The organism is Pseudoxanthomonas suwonensis J47 (assembly GCF_000513955.1).
GTDB lineage: Bacteria > Pseudomonadota > Gammaproteobacteria > Xanthomonadales > Xanthomonadaceae > Pseudoxanthomonas > Pseudoxanthomonas suwonensis_C.
In genome coordinates, this window is sequence record NZ_AZUZ01000023.1 from 1 (window position 1) to 17,827 (window position 17,827).

13 protein-coding genes are annotated in these 17,827 nt (G+C 71.6%); 6 read left to right on the forward strand and 7 right to left on the reverse strand.

All coding sequences use genetic code 11. The features are described 5' to 3' along the window. Positions 1-501: 501 nt before the first annotated feature. The 3 genes from M503_RS0107395 to aspS form a co-directional block, all read right to left on the reverse strand. On the reverse strand, positions 502-1,014 hold the full coding sequence (locus tag M503_RS0107395; RefSeq protein ID WP_197017193.1) for a GNAT family N-acetyltransferase: 513 nt from the start codon (positions 1,012-1,014) through the stop codon (positions 502-504). A gap of 2 nt (positions 1,015-1,016) precedes the next feature. Further along, the gene (locus M503_RS17355; RefSeq protein ID WP_028920009.1) at positions 1,017-1,316 is read right to left on the reverse strand and encodes a hypothetical protein; all 300 of its coding nucleotides are present in this window, start codon (positions 1,314-1,316) and stop codon (positions 1,017-1,019) included. 120 nt (positions 1,317-1,436) lie between these two features. Continuing rightward, positions 1,437-3,194 carry an aspartate--tRNA ligase gene (gene aspS / locus M503_RS0107405; protein WP_028920008.1) on the reverse strand — a complete coding sequence of 586 codons (1,758 nt, stop codon included), beginning with the start codon at positions 3,192-3,194 and terminating at the stop codon, positions 1,437-1,439. A gap of 487 nt (positions 3,195-3,681) precedes the next feature. Here aspS and M503_RS17940 point away from each other — a divergent pair, with 487 nt between their 5' ends. Continuing rightward, positions 3,682-4,365, forward strand: a complete 684-nt coding sequence (locus M503_RS17940; protein ID WP_428992221.1) for a DUF3011 domain-containing protein — start codon at positions 3,682-3,684, stop codon at positions 4,363-4,365. 53 nt (positions 4,366-4,418) lie between these two features. On the opposite strand, the gene M503_RS0107415 is transcribed toward M503_RS17940, so the two are convergent. The 3 genes from M503_RS0107415 to bla form a co-directional block, all read right to left on the reverse strand. Then, on the reverse strand, positions 4,419-5,072 hold the full coding sequence (locus M503_RS0107415; protein WP_037060853.1) for a hypothetical protein: 654 nt from the start codon (positions 5,070-5,072) through the stop codon (positions 4,419-4,421). A 53-nt stretch (positions 5,073-5,125) separates the two neighbouring features. Further along, a complete protein-coding gene (locus M503_RS0107420) occupies positions 5,126-5,425 on the reverse strand; it encodes an FmdB family zinc ribbon protein (protein WP_028920005.1) in 300 nt (99 codons plus the stop codon). Between the two features lie 79 nt (positions 5,426-5,504). Further along, complete coding sequence (gene bla / locus M503_RS0107425; protein ID WP_028920004.1) at positions 5,505-6,428, reverse strand: class A beta-lactamase; 924 nt, start codon at positions 6,426-6,428, stop codon at positions 5,505-5,507. A gap of 165 nt (positions 6,429-6,593) precedes the next feature. Here bla and M503_RS0107430 point away from each other — a divergent pair, with 165 nt between their 5' ends. Beyond that, positions 6,594-7,487 (forward strand): LysR family transcriptional regulator, encoded by an 894-nt coding sequence (locus tag M503_RS0107430; protein WP_028920003.1) that lies wholly within the window; start codon positions 6,594-6,596, stop codon positions 7,485-7,487. A gap of 535 nt (positions 7,488-8,022) precedes the next feature. Here the strand turns inward: M503_RS0107430 and M503_RS0107435 are convergent. Continuing rightward, positions 8,023-9,888 carry an ABC-F family ATP-binding cassette domain-containing protein gene (locus tag M503_RS0107435; RefSeq protein WP_028920002.1) on the reverse strand — a complete coding sequence of 622 codons (1,866 nt, stop codon included), beginning with the start codon at positions 9,886-9,888 and terminating at the stop codon, positions 8,023-8,025. A gap of 364 nt (positions 9,889-10,252) precedes the next feature. Here M503_RS0107435 and M503_RS0107440 point away from each other — a divergent pair, with 364 nt between their 5' ends. The 4 genes from M503_RS0107440 to recQ all read left to right on the forward strand — a co-directional run bounded on the left by M503_RS0107440 (position 10,253) and on the right by recQ (position 17,671). Beyond that, positions 10,253-12,637 carry a TonB-dependent receptor plug domain-containing protein gene (locus M503_RS0107440; protein ID WP_028920001.1) on the forward strand — a complete coding sequence of 795 codons (2,385 nt, stop codon included), beginning with the start codon at positions 10,253-10,255 and terminating at the stop codon, positions 12,635-12,637. Between the two features lie 166 nt (positions 12,638-12,803). Further along, on the forward strand, positions 12,804-13,853 hold the full coding sequence (locus M503_RS0107445) for an NAD(P)H-dependent flavin oxidoreductase (protein ID WP_028920000.1): 1,050 nt from the start codon (positions 12,804-12,806) through the stop codon (positions 13,851-13,853). Positions 13,854-13,993: 140 nt separating this feature from the next. After that, positions 13,994-15,697 carry a YbaL family putative K(+) efflux transporter gene (ybaL, locus tag M503_RS0107450; protein ID WP_028919999.1) on the forward strand — a complete coding sequence of 568 codons (1,704 nt, stop codon included), beginning with the start codon at positions 13,994-13,996 and terminating at the stop codon, positions 15,695-15,697. A gap of 117 nt (positions 15,698-15,814) precedes the next feature. Then, positions 15,815-17,671, forward strand: coding sequence for a DNA helicase RecQ (gene recQ, locus M503_RS0107455; RefSeq protein ID WP_081720975.1), 1,857 nt, complete (start codon positions 15,815-15,817; stop codon positions 17,669-17,671). Positions 17,672-17,827 lie beyond the last annotated feature (156 nt).

Below are 17,827 nucleotides of genomic sequence, written 5' to 3' on the forward strand. Positions count from 1 at the left end.
GTGTGTGCGGCGAGGCAACGCGTCTGCCCGGACCTCGGTAACGGGCGGAGTCCGACTTGTGCAATCACGACGGCCTGGTGCGGTGGCGCGAGAGCAATGTCAGAGACAAGTGCAACCGCAACGGCAACTGCAACTGCGTCAGCGTGTGCGGGCTTCGGACGGAGCCGCGGCAGCGCGGGGGTATGGCGCATCGCGCGGTTCCGCGTCCTGCTCCAACGCGCGAGCGCGGCACATCCATGTGCCGCTTGCGCCATACCCCCGCGCTACCGCGTCTTTCGGCGCGTTGAGGTCGTGGCTTCGTTCTTTCTCCCCTCTCCCACCGGGAGAGGGGNAGGGGTGAGGGTCGGGGTCCCTCGCCACGCTGGCACCCACCTACCCTCTCCCCAACCCTTCTCCCGGAGGGAGAGGGGCTTCTGTATCGCCGCCGAGAAGCCCGAGCATTTACGCGCCCGATCTACGTCGCCATCGCTACCGGAAGAAGCCAGCGTCTACGCAGGCACCTCAGCCCGCCGGGCGGCGCAGGATGAACTCGAGGTCGCGGACGCGGCCGACGGGGAATTCGTAGGTGCCGACGCGTTCGAAGCCGCGGCGGGCGTAGAAGCGCTGGGCGCCGAAGTTTTCCGACCACACGCCGATCCACAGCGTGCGCGGACCGTCGCGCAGCAGCCAGCGTTCGGCCTCGTCGAACAGGTGGCCACCCCAGCCACCACCCTGGTGCGAGGCCAGCACGTAGAGCCGCTTCAGTTCGCCGTCACCCGGCGCGACGTCCGGGTGCGGGAGGCCGCAGGGGCCGGCGGCAGCGTGGCCGACGGCGACGCCGTCGTCCTCGAGCAGCCACAACGCGTAGTCCGGATGGGCAAGGATCGTCGCCTGCTTCTCCACCGCGTAGGCGTCGCGCAGGAAGAAGTCGAGATCCTCCGGCGGGTAGAGGTGGCCGAAGGTCTCGGTGAAGGTGCGCGCCGCCAGCGACGACAGCGTCGCGGCGTCATCGACGGTGGCCCGCCGGATGCGCATCCTCAGTCCTCGTCCTCTTCGTCTTCCCCGTCGAGGTCGTCTTCTTCTTCGTCGTCGTCCTCGTCGTCTTCCTCTTCCCCGTCTTCTTCGTCTTCGTCGTACTCGTAGTCGTCCTCGCCGAAGTCCTCGCCGTCCCAGCGGCCCTGGTCGTCGGGAACGAAGGTGAGGGCCATCGACGCGGGCGAAGTGCCGACGCGGACCAGCCAGCCGCCGAACACGCGGGCGCGCTCGGTCACCAGCGCCGGATCGGAACCCTCGTTGCCCAGGCGCTCCCACTCCAAAGAGAAAGCAAACTCGGTCATCGCCCACTCCATCACATCGATTGAAACCCGCCTTGGCTCAAGGCGGGCGCGGCCGTCGCCGCGGGGAATATGGAAGAAGAAGCGCCCGGCCTCCCGCAAGCGAGGTGCCGGGGAAGCGCATTACTTCGACAGCGACTCTTCGCGCACCTTCACATGCACCTCCGCCAGCTGCTCGTCCGGGATCGGCGACGGCGCGCCGGTCATCAGGCACTGCGCGGTGGTGGTCTTCGGGAACGGGATCACGTCGCGGATCGACTCGGTGCCGGCCATCAGCGCGGCGATGCGGTCGATGCCGAAGGCGATGCCGCCGTGCGGCGGGGCGCCGTACTTCAGCGCGTCCAGCAGGAAGCCGAACTTGGCCTCGGCCTCCTCGGCGCCGATGCCGAGCAGCTCGAACACCGCGCTCTGCATCTCCGGACGGTGGATGCGGATCGAGCCGCCACCGATCTCGTTGCCGTTGAGGACCATGTCGTAACCGCGCGACACCGCGGTCTTCGCATTCGCGCGCAGCTCGGCGATGTCGTCCACCGCCGGCGCGGTGAAGGGATGGTGCAGGGCCACGTAGCGCTGCTCCTCCTCGTCCCACTCGAACATCGGGAAGTCGGTGACCCACAGCGGGCGCCAGCCTTCGGCGACCAGGCCGAAGTCCTTGCCGGCCTTCAGGCGCAGCGCGCCCATGAAGTCCGAGACCCTGTTGTAGGCGCCGGCGCCGAAGAACACGATGTCGCCGTTGCCGGCGCCCACGTGCTTCAGCAGCGCGGCAAACGCGTCCTCGCTGAAGAACTTCTGGATCGGCGAGGAGATCGCGCCGGCCTCGTCGATCTTGATGTAGGCCAGGCCCTTGGCGCCGAACTTGGCGGCATGGGCGGCGTACTCGTCGATCTGCTTGCGCGACAGGGTCGCGCCGCCGGGGATGCGCAGCGCGGCGACGCGGCCGTCCGGATCGTCGGCGGCGCCGGTGAACACCGCGAACTGGCTGTCCTTGACCAGTTCGGCCACGTCGACCAGCTCCAGGTCGATGCGCAGGTCGGGCTTGTCCGAGCCGTAGCGGCGCATGGCCTCGGCCCAGGTCATGCGCGGGAACGGCTCGGCCAGCTCGACGCCGCGCACTTCCTTGAACACGGCGCGGATCATGCCCTCGACGAAGTCCTGCACGTCGCGCTCGCGGACGAAGGCGAACTCCATGTCCAGCTGGGTGAACTCCAGCTGGCGGTCGGCGCGCAGGGCCTCGTCGCGGAAGCAGCGCGCGATCTGGTAGTAGCGGTCGAAGCCGGCGATCATCAGGATCTGCTTGAACAGCTGCGGGCTCTGCGGCAGCGCGTAGAACTCGCCCGGGTGCATGCGCGCCGGGACCAGGAAGTCGCGCGCGCCTTCCGGGGTGGCCTTGGTCAGGATCGGGGTCTCGATGTCCTGGAAGCCGGCCTCGTCCAGGTAGCGGCGCAGCGCCTGCACCAGCCTGATGCGGGTGCGCTGCATGCGCTGCATCTCCGGACGCCGCAGGTCCAGGTAGCGGTAGCGCAGGCGCGTTTCCTCGGACGGGTTCTCGTGCGCGTGGAACGGCAGCGGCGCGGCCTTGTTGAGCACGGTGATCTTCGTCGCGATCACCTCGACCTTGCCCGAGCGGATCTTGCTGTTGACCGCCTCGCGCGCGCGGACCACGCCCTCGACCTGGATCACGTCCTCGTAGCCGAGCGAGGCGGCCACCGCGAACACTTCGGCGTTGGACGGCTCGACCGTGACCTGGACGATGCCTTCGTGGTCGCGCAGGTCGATGAAGCAGACGCCGCCGAGGTTGCGGGCCACGTCGGTCCAGCCGGCGAGGGTGAGGGTCTGGCCGATCAGGGTCTCGTCGACCAGGCCGCAGAAATGGGTACGCATGGGAACTCCGCAGGGGATGCCGGGCGCCGTGGCGCCGGGGAGCGCGATATTTTGGGGCCCGCAGGCGGTCCCGGCAAACCGGGCGGGCCGCCGGCCGCCCCGACGGCCCCGGCCCTGGCGGCGGTCGGCCGGCATTAAGCCGGTCCGGGCTACATCCGTATTCATCCGCCGTCACGCGGCGGACCGTCCAAGGAGAAAGGAGAAGGTCATGCTGCGTTCCCTGTCCACCGCCTTGCTGGTCCTGGGCCTGGCCGGAGCGGCCGCCACCCTGCCGGTCCCCGCCGCCGCCCAGGGCGCGCAGGCCCGCGCCTACGCGCCGGAGAACCTGCGGCAGCTCTCCGTGGTGGAGCGGGTCCGGGTGATCGAGCGCGAGTACTCCGACCAGTCCCGCGGCCGCCAGATCCCCGACGACCAGCTCGAGTTCTACCTGGACCAGATCAATGCCGGCTGGGGCTTCAGCCGGGTCAAGCAGGACATCGCCACCTCCCTGCGCGGCAACCACGGTGGCCGCCCGGGCGCCGGCTGGGGCGGCTGGAACGGCTCCAGCTGGACCGGCCAGACCCTGACCTGTTCCAGCAACGACCGCCGCCGCCGCGAATGCCGCACCCCGTTCAACGGCCGCCCGGTGCTGGTCGAGAACATCTCCGGCACCCGCTGCGTCGAAGGCGTCAACTTCGGCGGCGGTGGCGGCATCATGTGGGTCGACAAGGGCTGCCGCGGGCGTTTCGCCGAAGGCCGCGGCGGCTGGCAGGTCGGCAAGCCCGGCACCGGCCAGACCATCCGCTGCGAGAGCAGGAACAACCGCGAGACCACCTGCGGCACCGGTTTCCGCGGCCGCGCGGTGCTGGTCCGGCGGCTGTCCGACACCCGCTGCGTCGAAAACCGCAACTGGGGCCAGCGCGGCTCCAACATCTGGGTCAGCGGCGGCTGCCGCGGCGAGTTCGCCGAGGCCGGCGGTGGCTGGGGCGGCGGCGCGAACTCCAGCTACTCGGTCACCTGCAGCAGCGAGAACAACCGGCGCCGCACCTGCGCCTGGGACCGTCGCCAGGGCCGCCCGGTGGTGATCGAGAACATCTCCAAGACCCGCTGCCAGGAAAACGCCAACTGGGGCTGGGACGGCAACCAGATCTGGGTCGACCGCGGCTGCCGCGCCCGCTTCGGCGCGCGCTGAGCTGCCCGCGCATGCTGGAACCGGCGACCTCCCTCGCGGAGGTCGCCGCCGGCTCAGCTCTCCGGCCCGTCGCCCCACGGCGGAGGCGGCGCATCCACCGGTGCGGTGAGGTCGAACTCGACCTGGAACAGCCGCCCGTCCGGCCGCGCCAGTTCGTAGACGAACTTCCGGCCCGGCTCGATTTCCATCGCCCACGTATTGCGCAGCGAGGCCGCCAGGCCTTCGCGCTCGAACATCGCCACCGATTCCGCATCCACCGGGAACTCCTGGCGCGAAGCCGTGCCGGCGTCGACGGTATCGCCGCCGTACATCGTCACCGCATCGGGACTGCCATCGGCGTGGCGGTGGTCGTGTTTCAGCCGCAGGCCGGTCGCGGTGCGGGTCAGCACCCAGGTCCGCGAGCGGTCCTCGCCGACGTGGAACGGGATGCGCAGCTCGCGCTGCGGCGCCTCGCAGCCACGCACATGCATGACCAGCGCCTGGTTCTCGAAGGAATCAGGCGTGGAAGACGCCGGCAGGTTGGCCACCACCCGGCCGGCAAAGGCCTGGCCGCAGTGTGCGGCGATCGCGGCGAGGAAAGCGTCGGCCGGCGCCGCCGGGGCATCGACCACGGCGCCCGAAGGCGGCGCGGCGGCGGCGCACGCCGGAACGCCGCCCGCCGCGCAGGCGGCGAGCAGCAACAAAAGGGGAAGTCGTTCGAGGTTCATGCCCGCACCCTAGCCGGTGCGGGACAGGCCGGGCAAACCCCGGCGCGGGCGGATCAGTCGCCGGAAGCGGCCGCCGCGGCCGGCTTGGCCTCGGACTTGGCGCCGCCCGAATCGGAGCCCGAAGAGCTGCTGTTGCCGCCGTCGGCCAGGTTGCGCTTCCTGTCGCCGGCGCCCTTGAAGTCGGTCTCGTACCAGCCGCCGCCGGCCAGGCGGAACGAAGGCGCGGTCACCTGGCGCCGGACACCGCCCTTGGCACCGCAGGACGGGCAGGTCTCGGGATCGGCGTCGGAGAGCTTCTGCAGACGGTCGAAACTGTGGCCGCACTCGGCGCACTGGAAGGCATAGATCGGCATGGCGGGACAGGAATCCGGGAAATCTTGAGGCCGGCTGCGGACGCCGGTACCCGCCGTACTGGGGGCGCCGCGGCCGATTTCAAGGCCCCCGGCCGATCATCGCCTCGGCCAGGCGCGCGACCCGTGCCAGCACCGCGTCGCGGGCATCGCTGTCCACCGTCGCGCCCTGCAGGTAGGCGGCCAGCACCCAGGGCGTGCCGCCGTCGCGCGGCCACAGCACCGCCACGTCGTTGCGGGTGTCCACGCCGTTGCTGCCGGTCTTGTCGCCGACCCGCCAGCCCGGACCCAGGCCGGCGCGCAGGCAGGCGTCGCCGGTGCCGTTGTCGATCAGCCAGTCGGCCAGCTGCCTGCGCGATTGCGCGGCCAGCGCGTCGCCCACGGCGAAGCGGGCCATGCTGGCGGCCATCGCCCGCGGGCTGGTGGTGTCGCGCGGGTCGCCCGGGGCGAAGGCGTTCATCACCGGCTCCAGGCGGTCGTTGCGGGTCACCGTGTCGCCGTTCGCGCGCAGGAACGCGGTCAGCGCGGACGGGCCGCCGATGAGCCCGAACAGCAGGTTGGCCGCGGCGTTGTCGCTGGTGGTCATGGTGGCGCGGCACAGGTCGCGCACGGTGAGGTCCTTGCCGACATGGCGGCGGGCCACCGGGGAATGCGGGACCAGGTCGCCCTCGCCCACCGCCAGGCGGCGGTCCAGCGACCACCGGCCGCGGTCGGCGCCGGCCAGCACCGCCGCCGACAGCAGCGCCTTGAAGGTGCTGCACATCGGGAAGCGCTCGTCCTGGCGATGGCCGCGGGCCTGTCCGCTCGCGGTATCGAGCAGGCTCACCCCGAGTCGCCCGCCACTGGCCGCTTCCAGCGCGGCGAAGTCGCGGGCGTTGGCGATGGCATCGGCGCGGCCTGCGGTAGGGGCCGCGGCGGCCGAAGTCGCGTGGGCCAGCAGTGGCAGGGCCAGCGCGGAAGCGGCCGAGGTGGCACCGAGTTGCAGGAAGCGGCGGCGGGCGAGCATGGGCGGTCCTCGTGGATGGGAGCCCCGAGTATTCGAACGCCGGCGCCGGCCCACCAGCGCAAGTTTTCAGGAAGAGCCATAAGCCGGATGAGTGGCTCGGGGCGTTGCGGCAACGATTCCGGCCAGCGGTTAGCATTCGGTCATCAGTCCCGCTCACGCCTGGCCATGTCCCGCCCGCCCCTGCCGCTCAATGCGCTGCGCGCCTTCGAGGCCGCCGCGCGGCACCAGAACTTCACCCGCGCGGCGCTGGAGCTGTATGTCAGCCAGGCCGCGCTGAGCCACCAGATCCGCAGCCTCGAGGAGCGGCTGGGCGTGCGCCTGTTCCACCGCCTGCCGCGCGGGGTGGCGCTGACCGAGGAAGGCGCGGCGCTGTACCCGGTGCTCAACGAGGCCTTCGACCGGATCGCGCTGGGCATGGCGCGCTTCATCGGCGGCGCGGGCCGCGAGGTGCTCACCGTGGGCGTGGTGGGCACCTTCGCCGCCGGCTGGCTGCTGCCGCGGCTGCCGGACTTCGAGGCCGCGCACCCGGACATCGAGTTGCGCCTGCAGACCCACAACAACCGCATCGACCTGGCCGGCGAAGGCCTGGACCTGGCGATCCGCTTCGGCGACGGCGACTGGCAGGGCCAGGACTGCACGCCGGTCCTGGAGGCGCCGTTCGCGCCGCTGTGCGCGCCGGCACTGGCCCGGCGCCTGCAGGAACCGCGCGACCTGGCGCGGGTGACGCTGCTGCGTTCCTACCGCGTCGACGAATGGCCGCGCTGGCTGGAGGCCGCCGGCGTGGCCGGCGTGGAAGCGCGCGGGCCGGTGTGCGATTCGTCGCTGACCCTGGCCGCCGCTGCGGCGGCCGGCGCCGGCGTGGCGCTGCTGCCGTTGCCGATGTTCGAGCAGGAGCTGGCCGGAGGCCGGCTGCTGCAGCCGTTCCCGGTCACCGTGTCGCTGGGCCGCTATTGGCTGACGCGGCTGCGCTCGCGTGCCGAACGCGAGCCGGCGCGGCGCTTCCGCCGCTGGCTGCAGGCGCGGGGCGAGGCGGAGAGCGCGGCGCGCAGCGACGGGTAGCGCGGCGGTCGGGCCAAGGGAGAGGGTCGGGGTTCCCGCTTGTCTCGGGGCCCCGGTGCCGATGAAAGCGCCGGCTCCGGACGGAGCCGCGGTAGTGCGGGGGTATGGCGCATCGCGCGGTTCCGCCGTCCATGGCTCCAACGCGCGAGCGCAGGCCATCCATGGCCTGCTTGCGCCATACCCCCGCACTACCGCGTCTTTCGGCACGTTCGGGTCGCGGCTTCGTTCTTCGCCCCCTCTCCCTCCGGTGAGAGGGCAATCGCGCCACTGACGCGCATGCCGTCGAACGTCCGCGTCCAGTGGATGCGGGCCGGGGCGCGTAGCGGAGAACAGGGGTGAGGGTCGGGCGCCCAGCGGCGTCGGAACACCGACCCTCTCCCCAACCCCTCTCCCGGTGGGAGAGGGGCTTGAAGACGCAAGCGACTTCGCGGAGCAGCCTGGGCACCGGGCACCCGGACAGGCGCGGCCAGCTGGCGGCAGGTCGAGGGCGCGGCCGTCTTCGACTTCGACGTGGGCGGCAGCCTCGCCGGCCGGCTCAACCTTCCATCAGCTCCAACCAGGCGGCTTCGGCCTGCTCGAGGCGTGCGGCCAGCGCTTCGCGGTCGCGGCCCAGCGTGGCCATGCGCGCCGCATCGGCGTGGTTGGCCGGATCGGCCAGCTGCCGGTCCAGTTCCGCCAGCGCCGCTTCCAGTTCGCCTACCTTGGCTTCGGCGGCGGCGAGCTTGTGCGGGTTCGGCGGCCTCTTCTGCACCACCTGCGCCACCGGCTGCGTCTTCACCGGCGCCGGCGCAGCGGTTTCGGCCATGCGCGCCTTCGTGCCCTGCGCCTGCGGACGCGTGCGCAGCCAGGCCGCGTATTCGTCCAGGTCGCCGGCGAACGGTTCGACCACGCCGTCGGCCACGCGCCAGAAGGTGTCGCAGACCAGGCCGATCAGGTGGCGGTCGTGCGAGACCATCACGATCGCGCCGTCGAAGTCGGCCAGCGCTTCGGCCAGCGCCTCGCGCATTTCCAGGTCCAGGTGGTTGGTCGGTTCGTCCAGCAGCAGCACGTTCGGCTGCTGCCAGGCGATCAGCGCCAGCGCCAGGCGCGCGCGCTCGCCGCCGGAGAAACCGTCGACGGTCTCGAAGGCGCGGTCGCCGGGGAAGTTCCACTTGCCGAGGAAGTCGCGGAAGGCCTGGGTCGGCGAATCCGGCGAGAGCTCGCGGAAATGGTCGATCGGCGACTGCCCCTCGTGCAGCGACTCGACCGTGTGCTGGGCGAAGTAGCCGATGCGCAGGTCCGGATGCACGGCGCGCTCGCCGGCCACGACCGGCAGGTCGCCGACCAGGGTGCGCACCAGGGTGGTCTTGCCGGCGCCGTTGGGTCCGAGCAGGCCGATGCGGTCGCCCGCCTCCAGGCCGAAGCCGACCTCGTGGAGAATCACCGCATCGCCGCCGTAGCCGGCCTCGACGTGGTTCAGGCGGATCAGCGAATGCGGCAGCTTCGCCGGCGGCGCGAACTCGATGCGGAACTCGCGTTCGGCGCGCACCGCCTCGGTGCCGCTGAGCTTGGCCAGGCGCTTCATCCGCGACTGCGCCTGGCGGGCCTTGGAGGCCTTGGCCTTGAAGCGGTCGATGAAGCTCTGCAGGTGGGCGCGCTCGGCCTGTTCCTTCTCGAAGGCGATCTGCTGCTGGCGCAGCTGCTCGGCGCGCTGGCGCTCGAAGTCGGTGTAGCCGCCGACGTACAGCTTCGCGCCACCGCCGTGCAGGTGCAGGGTGTGGGTGGCGACGTTGTCGAGGAACTCGCGGTCGTGCGAGATCAGCAGCAAGGTGCCCGGGTACTTCAGCAGCCACTGCTCCAGCCAGTAGACCGCGTCCAGGTCCAGGTGGTTGGTCGGCTCGTCCAGCAGCAGCAGGTCCGACGGCATCATCAGCGCGCGCGCCAGGTTAAGGCGCACGCGCCAGCCGCCGGAGAACGAGGACACCGGGCGGCGGTGGGTCTCGGCCGGGAAGCCCAGGCCGTGCAGCAGGCGGCCGGCGCGGGCCTCGGCGTCGTAGCCGTTGAGCTCGGCCAGCTTCTGGTGGGCGGCGGCGACCGCTTCCCAGTCCTCGCGGGCGTTGGCCTCGGCCTCCTCGCGCAGCACCGTCGCGATCACCTCGTCGCCGCCGAGCACGAAGTCCAGCGCCGGGTCCGGCAGGGAGGGGGTTTCCTGGGCCACCGAGGCGATCCGCACCTTGCCGGGCAGGTCGACGTCGCCGCGGTCGGCCTCCAGCTCGCCCTTGATGGCGGCGAACAGGCTGGACTTGCCGGTGCCATTGCGGCCGACCACGCCCACCCGGTAGCCCGCATGCAGGGCCAGGTCGACTTCGGACAAAAGGAGGCGTTCGCCCCGGCGGAGGGCGAAATTACGGAAGGAGATCATCCGCGGATTCTACCGGAAGCGGCCCACCCGCCCGGAGGCCATGCATGGCCGTGGCGCCCGTCCCGCAAGGCCCGGCGGGCCGGGGACCGGCGATGCCGGCGGTCCCTCCCGCCCTTCCAGGCCCAGGACAACCATCGCGCCATGCCCCGCCAGAGTCGTTCCGGGAAGTGCCGTCGCCCGCGGAACCGTTCATTTCCTTATAACCAACGGTTCTTATAACCAGGCCGCGGGTCGATGAGAATTGGACCCGACAGGAAGCGGTCATCGATCCAGATGCCAGGCGTCCTGGCAGATATGATCGTCATCGCCGGAGCTCCCCTCCCCCGCCGGCGTTTCCTGCAATCGCAAACCGGAGCACGTCAGCATGTCCTTCCGCGCCATCTCACCGCTTGCCCTCGCCATCGCCGCCACCCTGTCCGCCCCTGCCTGGGGCCAGGACGCGCCGGTACAGGCGAGCACCCTCGATACCGTGATCGTCACCGGCACCCGCGTGGCCGACCGCACCGTCGCGGAGTCGCAGTCGCCGATCGACATCATCACCCCCGAGGCCCTGCAGGCCACCGGCACCACCGAGCTGGCCACCGCCCTGGCCCGCGCCCTGCCCTCGCTGAACTTCCCGCGCCCGGCCATGGCCGACGGCACCAGCGGCGTGCGCCCGGCGCAACTGCGCGGCCTGTCGCCGGACCAGGTGCTGATCCTGGTCAACGGCAAGCGCCGCCATGTCTCGGCCCTGGTCAACGTCAACGGCACCATCGGCCGCGGTTCCTCGGCGGTGGACCTCAACGCGATCCCGGTGGCGGCGATCGAACGCGTGGAAGTGCTGCGCGACGGCGCCTCGGCCCAGTACGGTTCCGACGCCATCGCCGGCGTGGTCAACATCGTGCTCAAGGGCGCCGGCGAAGGCGGCAGCCTCAGCCTCACCGGCGGCGAGTATTCCGAAGGCGACGGCACCCAGTGGCAGCTGGCCGGCGATGCCGGCCTGAGCCTGGCCCACGATGGCGGCACCGTGCACCTGGCCGCGCAGGTGGGCCAGCAGGACCCGACCAACCGTTCCGGCACCTACCAGGGCACCGCGCCGCACACCGGCAACTTCCCCGGCGTCGGCGAGCGCGCCTTCAGGATGGGCGACCCGGACGTCGAGCAGTACGCGGTCTCGGCCAACGCCTCGTTCAACATCGGCGAGAACAGCGAGCTGTACGCCACCGCCATCGCCAGCAAGCGCGACATCGTCTCCTTCGCCTTCTACCGCTCGCGCAACCACAGCAACCAGGGCGCCCTGCTCGCCCAGGTCTATCCGGACGGCTACGTGCCGGAGATCAACCAGGTCTCGAACGACCGCAGCGTGGTGCTCGGTGCCAAGGGCAACACCGCCTCGGGCTGGAACTGGGACGTCAGCTACAACGCCGGCGAGAACGACCTGGACTTCTACACCCAGAACACCATCAACTACGCGCTGGGCGTCGGCAGCCCGCACCGCTTCTACACCGGCAACCTCCGCTACCGCCAGGACGTGGTCAACGCCGACTTCTCCAGGGCGCTGGAGCTCGGTTTCGCCTATCCGGCCACCTTCTCCTTCGGCGCCGAGTACCGCAACGAGGAATGGCAGCAGTCGGCCGGCGAGCCGAACTCGTACTTCGGCAGCGGCGCGCAGGGCTTCGCCGGCTTCACCCCGCGCAACTCCGGCAGCTACGACCGCCACAGCTACGCGGTCTACGCCGGCCTGGAAGCCGACGTGACCGAGCGCTTCTCCGCCGGCATCGCCGGCCGCTACGAGGACTACTCGGACTTCGGCAGCGAGACCTCGGGCAAGCTGTCGGCGCGCTACGCCTTCAACGACGCGGTGGCGCTGCGCGGCACCGTGTCCAGCGGCTTCCGCGCCCCGGCGCTGGCGCAGCAGAACTACCAGGCGGTGACCACCAACATCAACAACAGCGTGGTCACCGAGACCGGCACCTTCCCGGCCACCGGCGCGGCGGCGCAGGCGCTGGGCGCCGAACCTCTGAAGGCCGAGACCTCGCTGTCCTACAGCCTGGGCCTGGTGCTGCAGCCGGCGGAACGCCTGTACCTCACCATCGACGCCTACCAGATCGAGATCGACGACCGCATCGTGCTGTCGTCCAACCTCAACCTGACCAACAACGCGGCCGCGCAGGCCCTGCTGGCCAGCCTGGGCATCAACGGGGTGACCGCGGCGCGCTACTTCAACAACGCCATCGACACCCGCACCCGCGGCGTGGACGTGGTCGGCACCTGGTCGATCCCGCTGGATGCCTCCAGCCTCGACCTGACCGCCTCCTACAACTACAACAAGACCGAGGTCACCCGGATCGCGCCGAACCCGGCGGCGCTGGACGCGCTGGGCGCCAACCTCGAACGCGTCGGCCGCGACGAGCGCGGGCGCATCGAGGAAGGCACCCCGCGCGACAAGTTCGCGCTGGGCGGGCAGTGGCGGATCGGCAGCTGGGAGCTGCTGGCCAACGCCACCCGCTATGGCGAGTTCACCAGCCGCCACGCCAGCAACCCGGCGCAGGACCAGACCTACTCGGCGAAGTGGACCCTCGACACGGCGGTCAGCTTCCGCCCGGCGCAGGGCTGGACCCTCACCGTCGGCGCGGACAACGTGCTGGACGAGTACCCGGAGGAGACCATCTTCGTGAACTCGACCTCCGGCCTGCTGCCGTACAGCCTGTACTCGCCGTTCGGCTTCAACGGCCGCTACGTGTACGGCCGCGTCGCCTACAACTGGTAAGCGCCGTCGCTGGATCCTGCCCGGCGCAATGCCGGGCAGGCGTCGCCGGACGCCGGTGCCTTGCATGGCGCACCGGCGGTCCCCTTGAAGGATTGCCGGGGCCCGTTGCGCCCCGGCATACGGAGGCGGACTACACTGCGCCAGCCTCCGCGCATGTCCCCCGTCCGTGCTCGACAGACTCGGCATCCCGCTTCCGATCATCCAGGCCCCGATGGCAGGCGTCTCGACGGCTGCGCTGGCCGCCGCCGTTTCCAACGCCGGGGGCCTGGGCTCCATCGCGATCGGGGCCAGCACGCTGGCCCAGGCCCGTGAAGCGATCAAAGCGACGCGCGCGCTGACCGCGCGACCATTCCAGGTCAACGTCTTCTGCCATGCGCCGGCACGCCGTGATCCGGCGGTCGAGGCGGCCTGGATCCGGCACATGGCGCCGCTGTTCGCGGAATTCGGGGCGAGTCCGCCCGCGGAGCTGCGCGAGATCTACCCCAGCTTCGTCGCCGAAGAGGCGATGTTCCGGCTGCTGCTCGACACCCGCCCGGCGGTGGTGAGCTTCCATTTCGGCCTGCCGCCGCGCGAGTGGATCGCCGCGCTGCGCGAGGCCGGGATCGCCACGCTGGCGACCGCGACCCATGTCGACGAAGCCCTGGCGATCGAAGCGGCCGGCGTCGACGGGATCGTCGCACAGGGCATCGAGGCGGGCGGCCACCGCGGCCTGTTCGATCCGGAGCGGCACGACGAAAAGCTGCCGATGTCCGTGCTGGTGCGGCTTCTGCGCGCGAGGACCCGGCTGCCGGTGATCGCCGCCGGCGGCATCATGGACGGGCACGGCATCCGCGCCGCGCTCGACCTGGGCGCGGTCGCGGCGCAGCTGGGCACGGCCTTCGTGCCGTGTCCGGAATCGGCAGCCAGTCCGGCGCACCGCGCGGCGCTGCTGGGCGAACGCGGTGGCAGCACCCGGCTTGTCGCCGTGCTGTCGGGCCGCCTGGCCCGGGGCTTCCCCAACCGCTACGTCGAGCATGGCGAGGCGCCCGGCAGTCCGCGCCCTCCGGACTATCCGGTCGCCTACGACCTTGCCCGGCAACTGGCCGCGATCGCGGCTCGGCAGGGCCATCCGGAGTTCGCGGCCCAATGGGCGGGGCAAGGTGCGCCACTGGCCCGCGCACTGCCGGCGGCGGAGCTGGTCGACCTGCTCGCCCGCGAGCTGCGCGCGGAGGCCTGAGCCGCGGAGCGCCTGTGGGCGCAGCTTTCCCGCTGCCTGCGGCCAGGTCGCGATCCGCGTTTATTTACGCGGCACGCCGCCATCAGCGAAACTCGGGAAGGCGGCGCACCGCCGTCCCCACCCAGGTACCCCTCTCCCCGATGCACCACGACACCAGCCTGATCGACATCGTCGCGGTCGGCCTCGGCCTGGCCTTCGTGCTGGGCGCCATCGCCAACAAGCTGCGGCTCTCGCCGCTGGTCGGCTACCTGCTGGCCGGCGTCGCCGTCGGCCCGTTCACCCCCGGCTTCGTCGCCGACCAGGAAATCGCCAACCAGCTGTCCGAGATCGGCGTGATGCTGCTGATGTTCGGCGTCGGCCTGCACTTCTCGCTGGACGACCTGCTGGAGGTGAAGTGGATCGCCCTGCCCGGCGCGCTGGCGCAGATCGCGGCGGCGACCCTGCTCGGCTGGGGCGTGGCCTGGCTGATGGGCTGGTCGCACCTGCACGGCGTGGTGTTCGGCTTCTCCCTGGCCACCGCCTCGACCGTGGTGCTGCTGCGGGCGATGGAGGAACGCCGCCTGCTGGAGACCATGCGCGGCAAGATCGCGGTGGGCTGGCTGATCGTCGAGGACATGGCCTGCGTCCTGGCGCTGGTCATGATGCCGGTGATCGCCGGCCTGTTCGGCCCGGAAGCCTCGGGCGAGCCGCACACGCCCGGCCAGGTCCTCAGCAGCATCGCCTGGACCTTCGTCCAGCTGGGCCTGTTCGTGGCGGTGATGCTGCTGGTCGGGCGCCGGGTGATCCCGTGGGTGCTGGAGAAGATCGCCGGCACCGGTTCGCGCGAGCTGTTCACCCTGTCGGTACTGGCCATCGCCCTGGGCGTGGCCTTCGGCGCGGCGGCGCTGTTCGGCGTGTCCTTCGCCCTGGGCGCGTTCTTCGCCGGCATGATGCTCAACGAGTCCGAGCTCAGCCACAAGGCGGCCAACGATTCGCTGCCGCTGCGCGACGCATTCGCGGTGCTGTTCTTCGTCTCGGTGGGCATGCTGTTCAACCCGGCGATCCTGCTCGAGCACCCGTGGCAGGTGCTGGGTACGGTGGCGATCATCATGCTCGGCAAGTCGGCGGCGGCCTTCCTGATCGTGCGCGCCTTCGGCCATCCGAAGATGACCGCGCTGACCATTTCCGCCTCGCTGGCGCAGATCGGCGAATTCGCCTTCATCATCGCCGGCCTCGGCGTGGCCCTGCAGATCCTGCCGCCGACCGGGCAGGCGCTGGTGCTGGCCGGCGCGCTGGTCTCGATCATGCTCAACCCGCTGATCTTCATGCTGCTGGACCGCTGGGAGGCCGCGCACCGCGAGGCCGCGCCGGTGCAGCCGGTGCCGGAACCGGCGCCGGGCCCGCCGCTGCAGGCCGGCAACCACGCCATCGTGATCGGCTACGGCCGCGTCGGCAGCGAGCTGGCGCAGGTGCTGCGCGAGCGCGGCGTGCCGCTGGTGGTGATCGACGACAACCCGCTGCACGTGGAGCGCGCGCACGCCGCCGGCATCCCCGGCATCCGCGGCCATGCCGCCTCCGACCGGGTGCTGGCCGAGGCCCATCCGGAATCGGCGGCCATCGCCATCCTCGCCATCCCGCAACCGCTCGAGGCCGGCGAGGCGATCGCCAAGCTGCGCGTGCTCAACCCGGGCCTGCCGGTGCTGGCCCGCGCGCACAGCGACGCCGAAGTGCGGCACCTGCTGTCGCACGGCGCCGACGGTGCGGTCATGGCCGAGCGCGAACTGGCCTACTCGCTGGCGGAAATGGTCATGTCCACCCCGCCATTCCGCTACGCCGGCCAGGCCTCGGCGGTGCCGCCGGTCTGAGCCGGCGGCCGGTCGCACGCGACGCGGCTGTTTCCTGCCGCAGATCGCCGGGGAATCCCACCGCTCCACGCGCGCCGGTTCAGCGTCTCCGTTTGACGCGCCCGGTATCCTGAGCGCATGACGTCCCTGTTCCAGACCGCCGCGCCGCGTATCGCCGACATCCCCTCCTCCGGCGACGCGCTGGACGTGCTGCGCCAGGTATTCGGCTACGACGCCTTCCGCGGCCGGCAGCGGGAGATCATCGAGCACGTCGCCGCCGGCAACGACGCCCTGGTGCTGATGCCCACCGGCGGCGGCAAGTCGCTGTGCTACCAGGTGCCGGCGCTGTTGCGCCCGGGCACGGCGCTGGTGGTTTCGCCGCTGATCGCGCTGATGCAGGACCAGGTCGAGGCGCTGCACCAGCTCGGGGTGCGCGCGGCCTACCTCAACTCGACCCTGGACGCCGCGCAGGCGCGCCAGGTCGAGCAGGACCTGCTCGACGGCAGCCTGGACCTGCTCTACGTGGCACCGGAGCGGCTGCTGACCCAGCGCTTCCTGTCGCTGCTGGAACGCAGCCGGATCGCCCTGTTCGCGATCGACGAGGCGCACTGCGTCTCGCAGTGGGGCCACGACTTCCGCCCCGAGTACCGCGAACTGACCATCCTCCACGAGCGCTGGCCGGAGGTGCCGCGGATCGCGCTCACCGCCACCGCCGACCCGCCGACCCAGCGCGAGATCGCCGACAGGCTTGGGCTGCAGGACGCGCGCCGCTTCGTGAGCTCGTTCGACCGGCCCAACATCCGCTACTCGGTCGCGCACAAGGACAACCCGCGGCGGCAGCTGCTCGACTTCCTGGCGGGCCACGCCGGCGAATCCGGCATCGTCTACTGCCTGTCGCGGCGCAAGGTCGAGGAGACCGCGGAGTTCCTCGCCGGCCACGGCATCACCGCGGTGCCCTACCACGCCGGCCTGCCGGCCGAGGTGCGCGCGCAGAACCAGCGCCGCTTCCTGCGCGAGGACGGCGTGGTGGTGTGCGCGACGATCGCCTTCGGCATGGGCATCGACAAGCCGGACGTGCGCTTCGTCGCCCACCTGGACCTGCCCAAGTCGATCGAGGGCTACTACCAGGAGACCGGCCGCGCCGGCCGCGACGGCGAGCCGGCCGAGGCCTGGATGGGCTACGGCCTGGGCGACGTGGTGCTGCTGCGGCAGATGATCGAGCAGGGCGAGGCCAGCGAGGAACGCAAGGCGCAGGAGCGGCGCAAGCTGGACCAGCTGCTGGGTTACTGCGAATCGGCGATGTGCCGGCGCCAGGCGCTGCTGGCCGCGTTCGGCGAGACCTATCCGCAGCCCTGCGGCAACTGCGACAACTGCCTGCAGCCGGTCCGCACCTGGGACGCCACCGAGGCCGCGCGCAAGGCGCTCAGCTGCGTGTACCGCACCGGGCAGCGCTTCGGCGCCGTGCACCTGATCGACGTGCTGCGCGGCGCCGACACCGGGAAGGTGCGCCAGTTCCGCCACCACGAACAGTCCACCTACGGCATCGGCGCGGACCTGGACGCCGGCACCTGGCGCAGCGTGTTCCGCCAGCTGGTAGTGAACGGGCTGCTGGAGGTCGACGCCGAGGGCCACGGCAGCCTGCGCCTGGGCGCGGCGGCGCGACCGGTGCTGCGCGGCGAGCAGCCCGTGCACCTGCGCGAGGAACCGGCGCGCAAGCGCGGGCGCGGCGATACGGCCACCTCGCGCAGCGGCAGCACGCTGCACGTGGACGCCGGCGACCGCGCACTGTTCGACGCCCTGCGCGCCTGGCGCGCGCAGACCGCGCGCGAGCAGAACGTGCCGGCCTACGTGATCTTCCACGACCGCACCCTGCGCGACATCGCCCAGCTGCGCCCGGCCTCGATCTCGGAGCTGGCGCGGGTCGGCGGCATCGGCGGCGGCAAGCTCGGCCGCTACGGCGAGGCGGTGCTGGAGATCATCCGCGAGGAAGGCTGAGCCGCGGGCGGCCCCCCTCCGGGCCGATACGCCCCCTCTCCCTCCGGGAGGGGGGGCGGGGGTGAGGGCCGGGAACCCGGCCACGTTGCCATACCGACCCTCTCCCCTACCCCCTCTCCCGGGGGAGAGGGGACGGCGCAAGCAGCGGGGCAGAGC

Excerpts from the sequence above, each read along its gene's own strand:
- M503_RS0107395 (WP_197017193.1), bottom strand. The coding sequence starts at position 1,014 with ATGCGCATCCGGCGGGCCACCGTCGATGACGCCGCGACGCTGTCGTCG.
- M503_RS17355 (WP_028920009.1), bottom strand. The coding sequence starts at position 1,316 with ATGACCGAGTTTGCTTTCTCTTTGGAGTGGGAGCGCCTGGGCAACGAG.
- aspS (WP_028920008.1), bottom strand. The coding sequence starts at position 3,194 with ATGCGTACCCATTTCTGCGGCCTGGTCGACGAGACCCTGATCGGCCAG.
- M503_RS0107415 (WP_037060853.1), bottom strand. The coding sequence starts at position 5,072 with ATGAACCTCGAACGACTTCCCCTTTTGTTGCTGCTCGCCGCCTGCGCG.
- M503_RS0107420 (WP_028920005.1), bottom strand. The coding sequence starts at position 5,425 with ATGCCGATCTATGCCTTCCAGTGCGCCGAGTGCGGCCACAGTTTCGAC.
- bla (WP_028920004.1), bottom strand. The coding sequence starts at position 6,428 with ATGCTCGCCCGCCGCCGCTTCCTGCAACTCGGTGCCACCTCGGCCGCT.
- M503_RS0107430 (WP_028920003.1), top strand. The coding sequence starts at position 6,594 with ATGTCCCGCCCGCCCCTGCCGCTCAATGCGCTGCGCGCCTTCGAGGCC.
- M503_RS0107435 (WP_028920002.1), bottom strand. The coding sequence starts at position 9,888 with ATGATCTCCTTCCGTAATTTCGCCCTCCGCCGGGGCGAACGCCTCCTT.
- M503_RS0107440 (WP_028920001.1), top strand. The coding sequence starts at position 10,253 with ATGTCCTTCCGCGCCATCTCACCGCTTGCCCTCGCCATCGCCGCCACC.
- ybaL (WP_028919999.1), top strand. The coding sequence starts at position 13,994 with ATGCACCACGACACCAGCCTGATCGACATCGTCGCGGTCGGCCTCGGC.
- recQ (WP_081720975.1), top strand. The coding sequence starts at position 15,815 with ATGACGTCCCTGTTCCAGACCGCCGCGCCGCGTATCGCCGACATCCCC.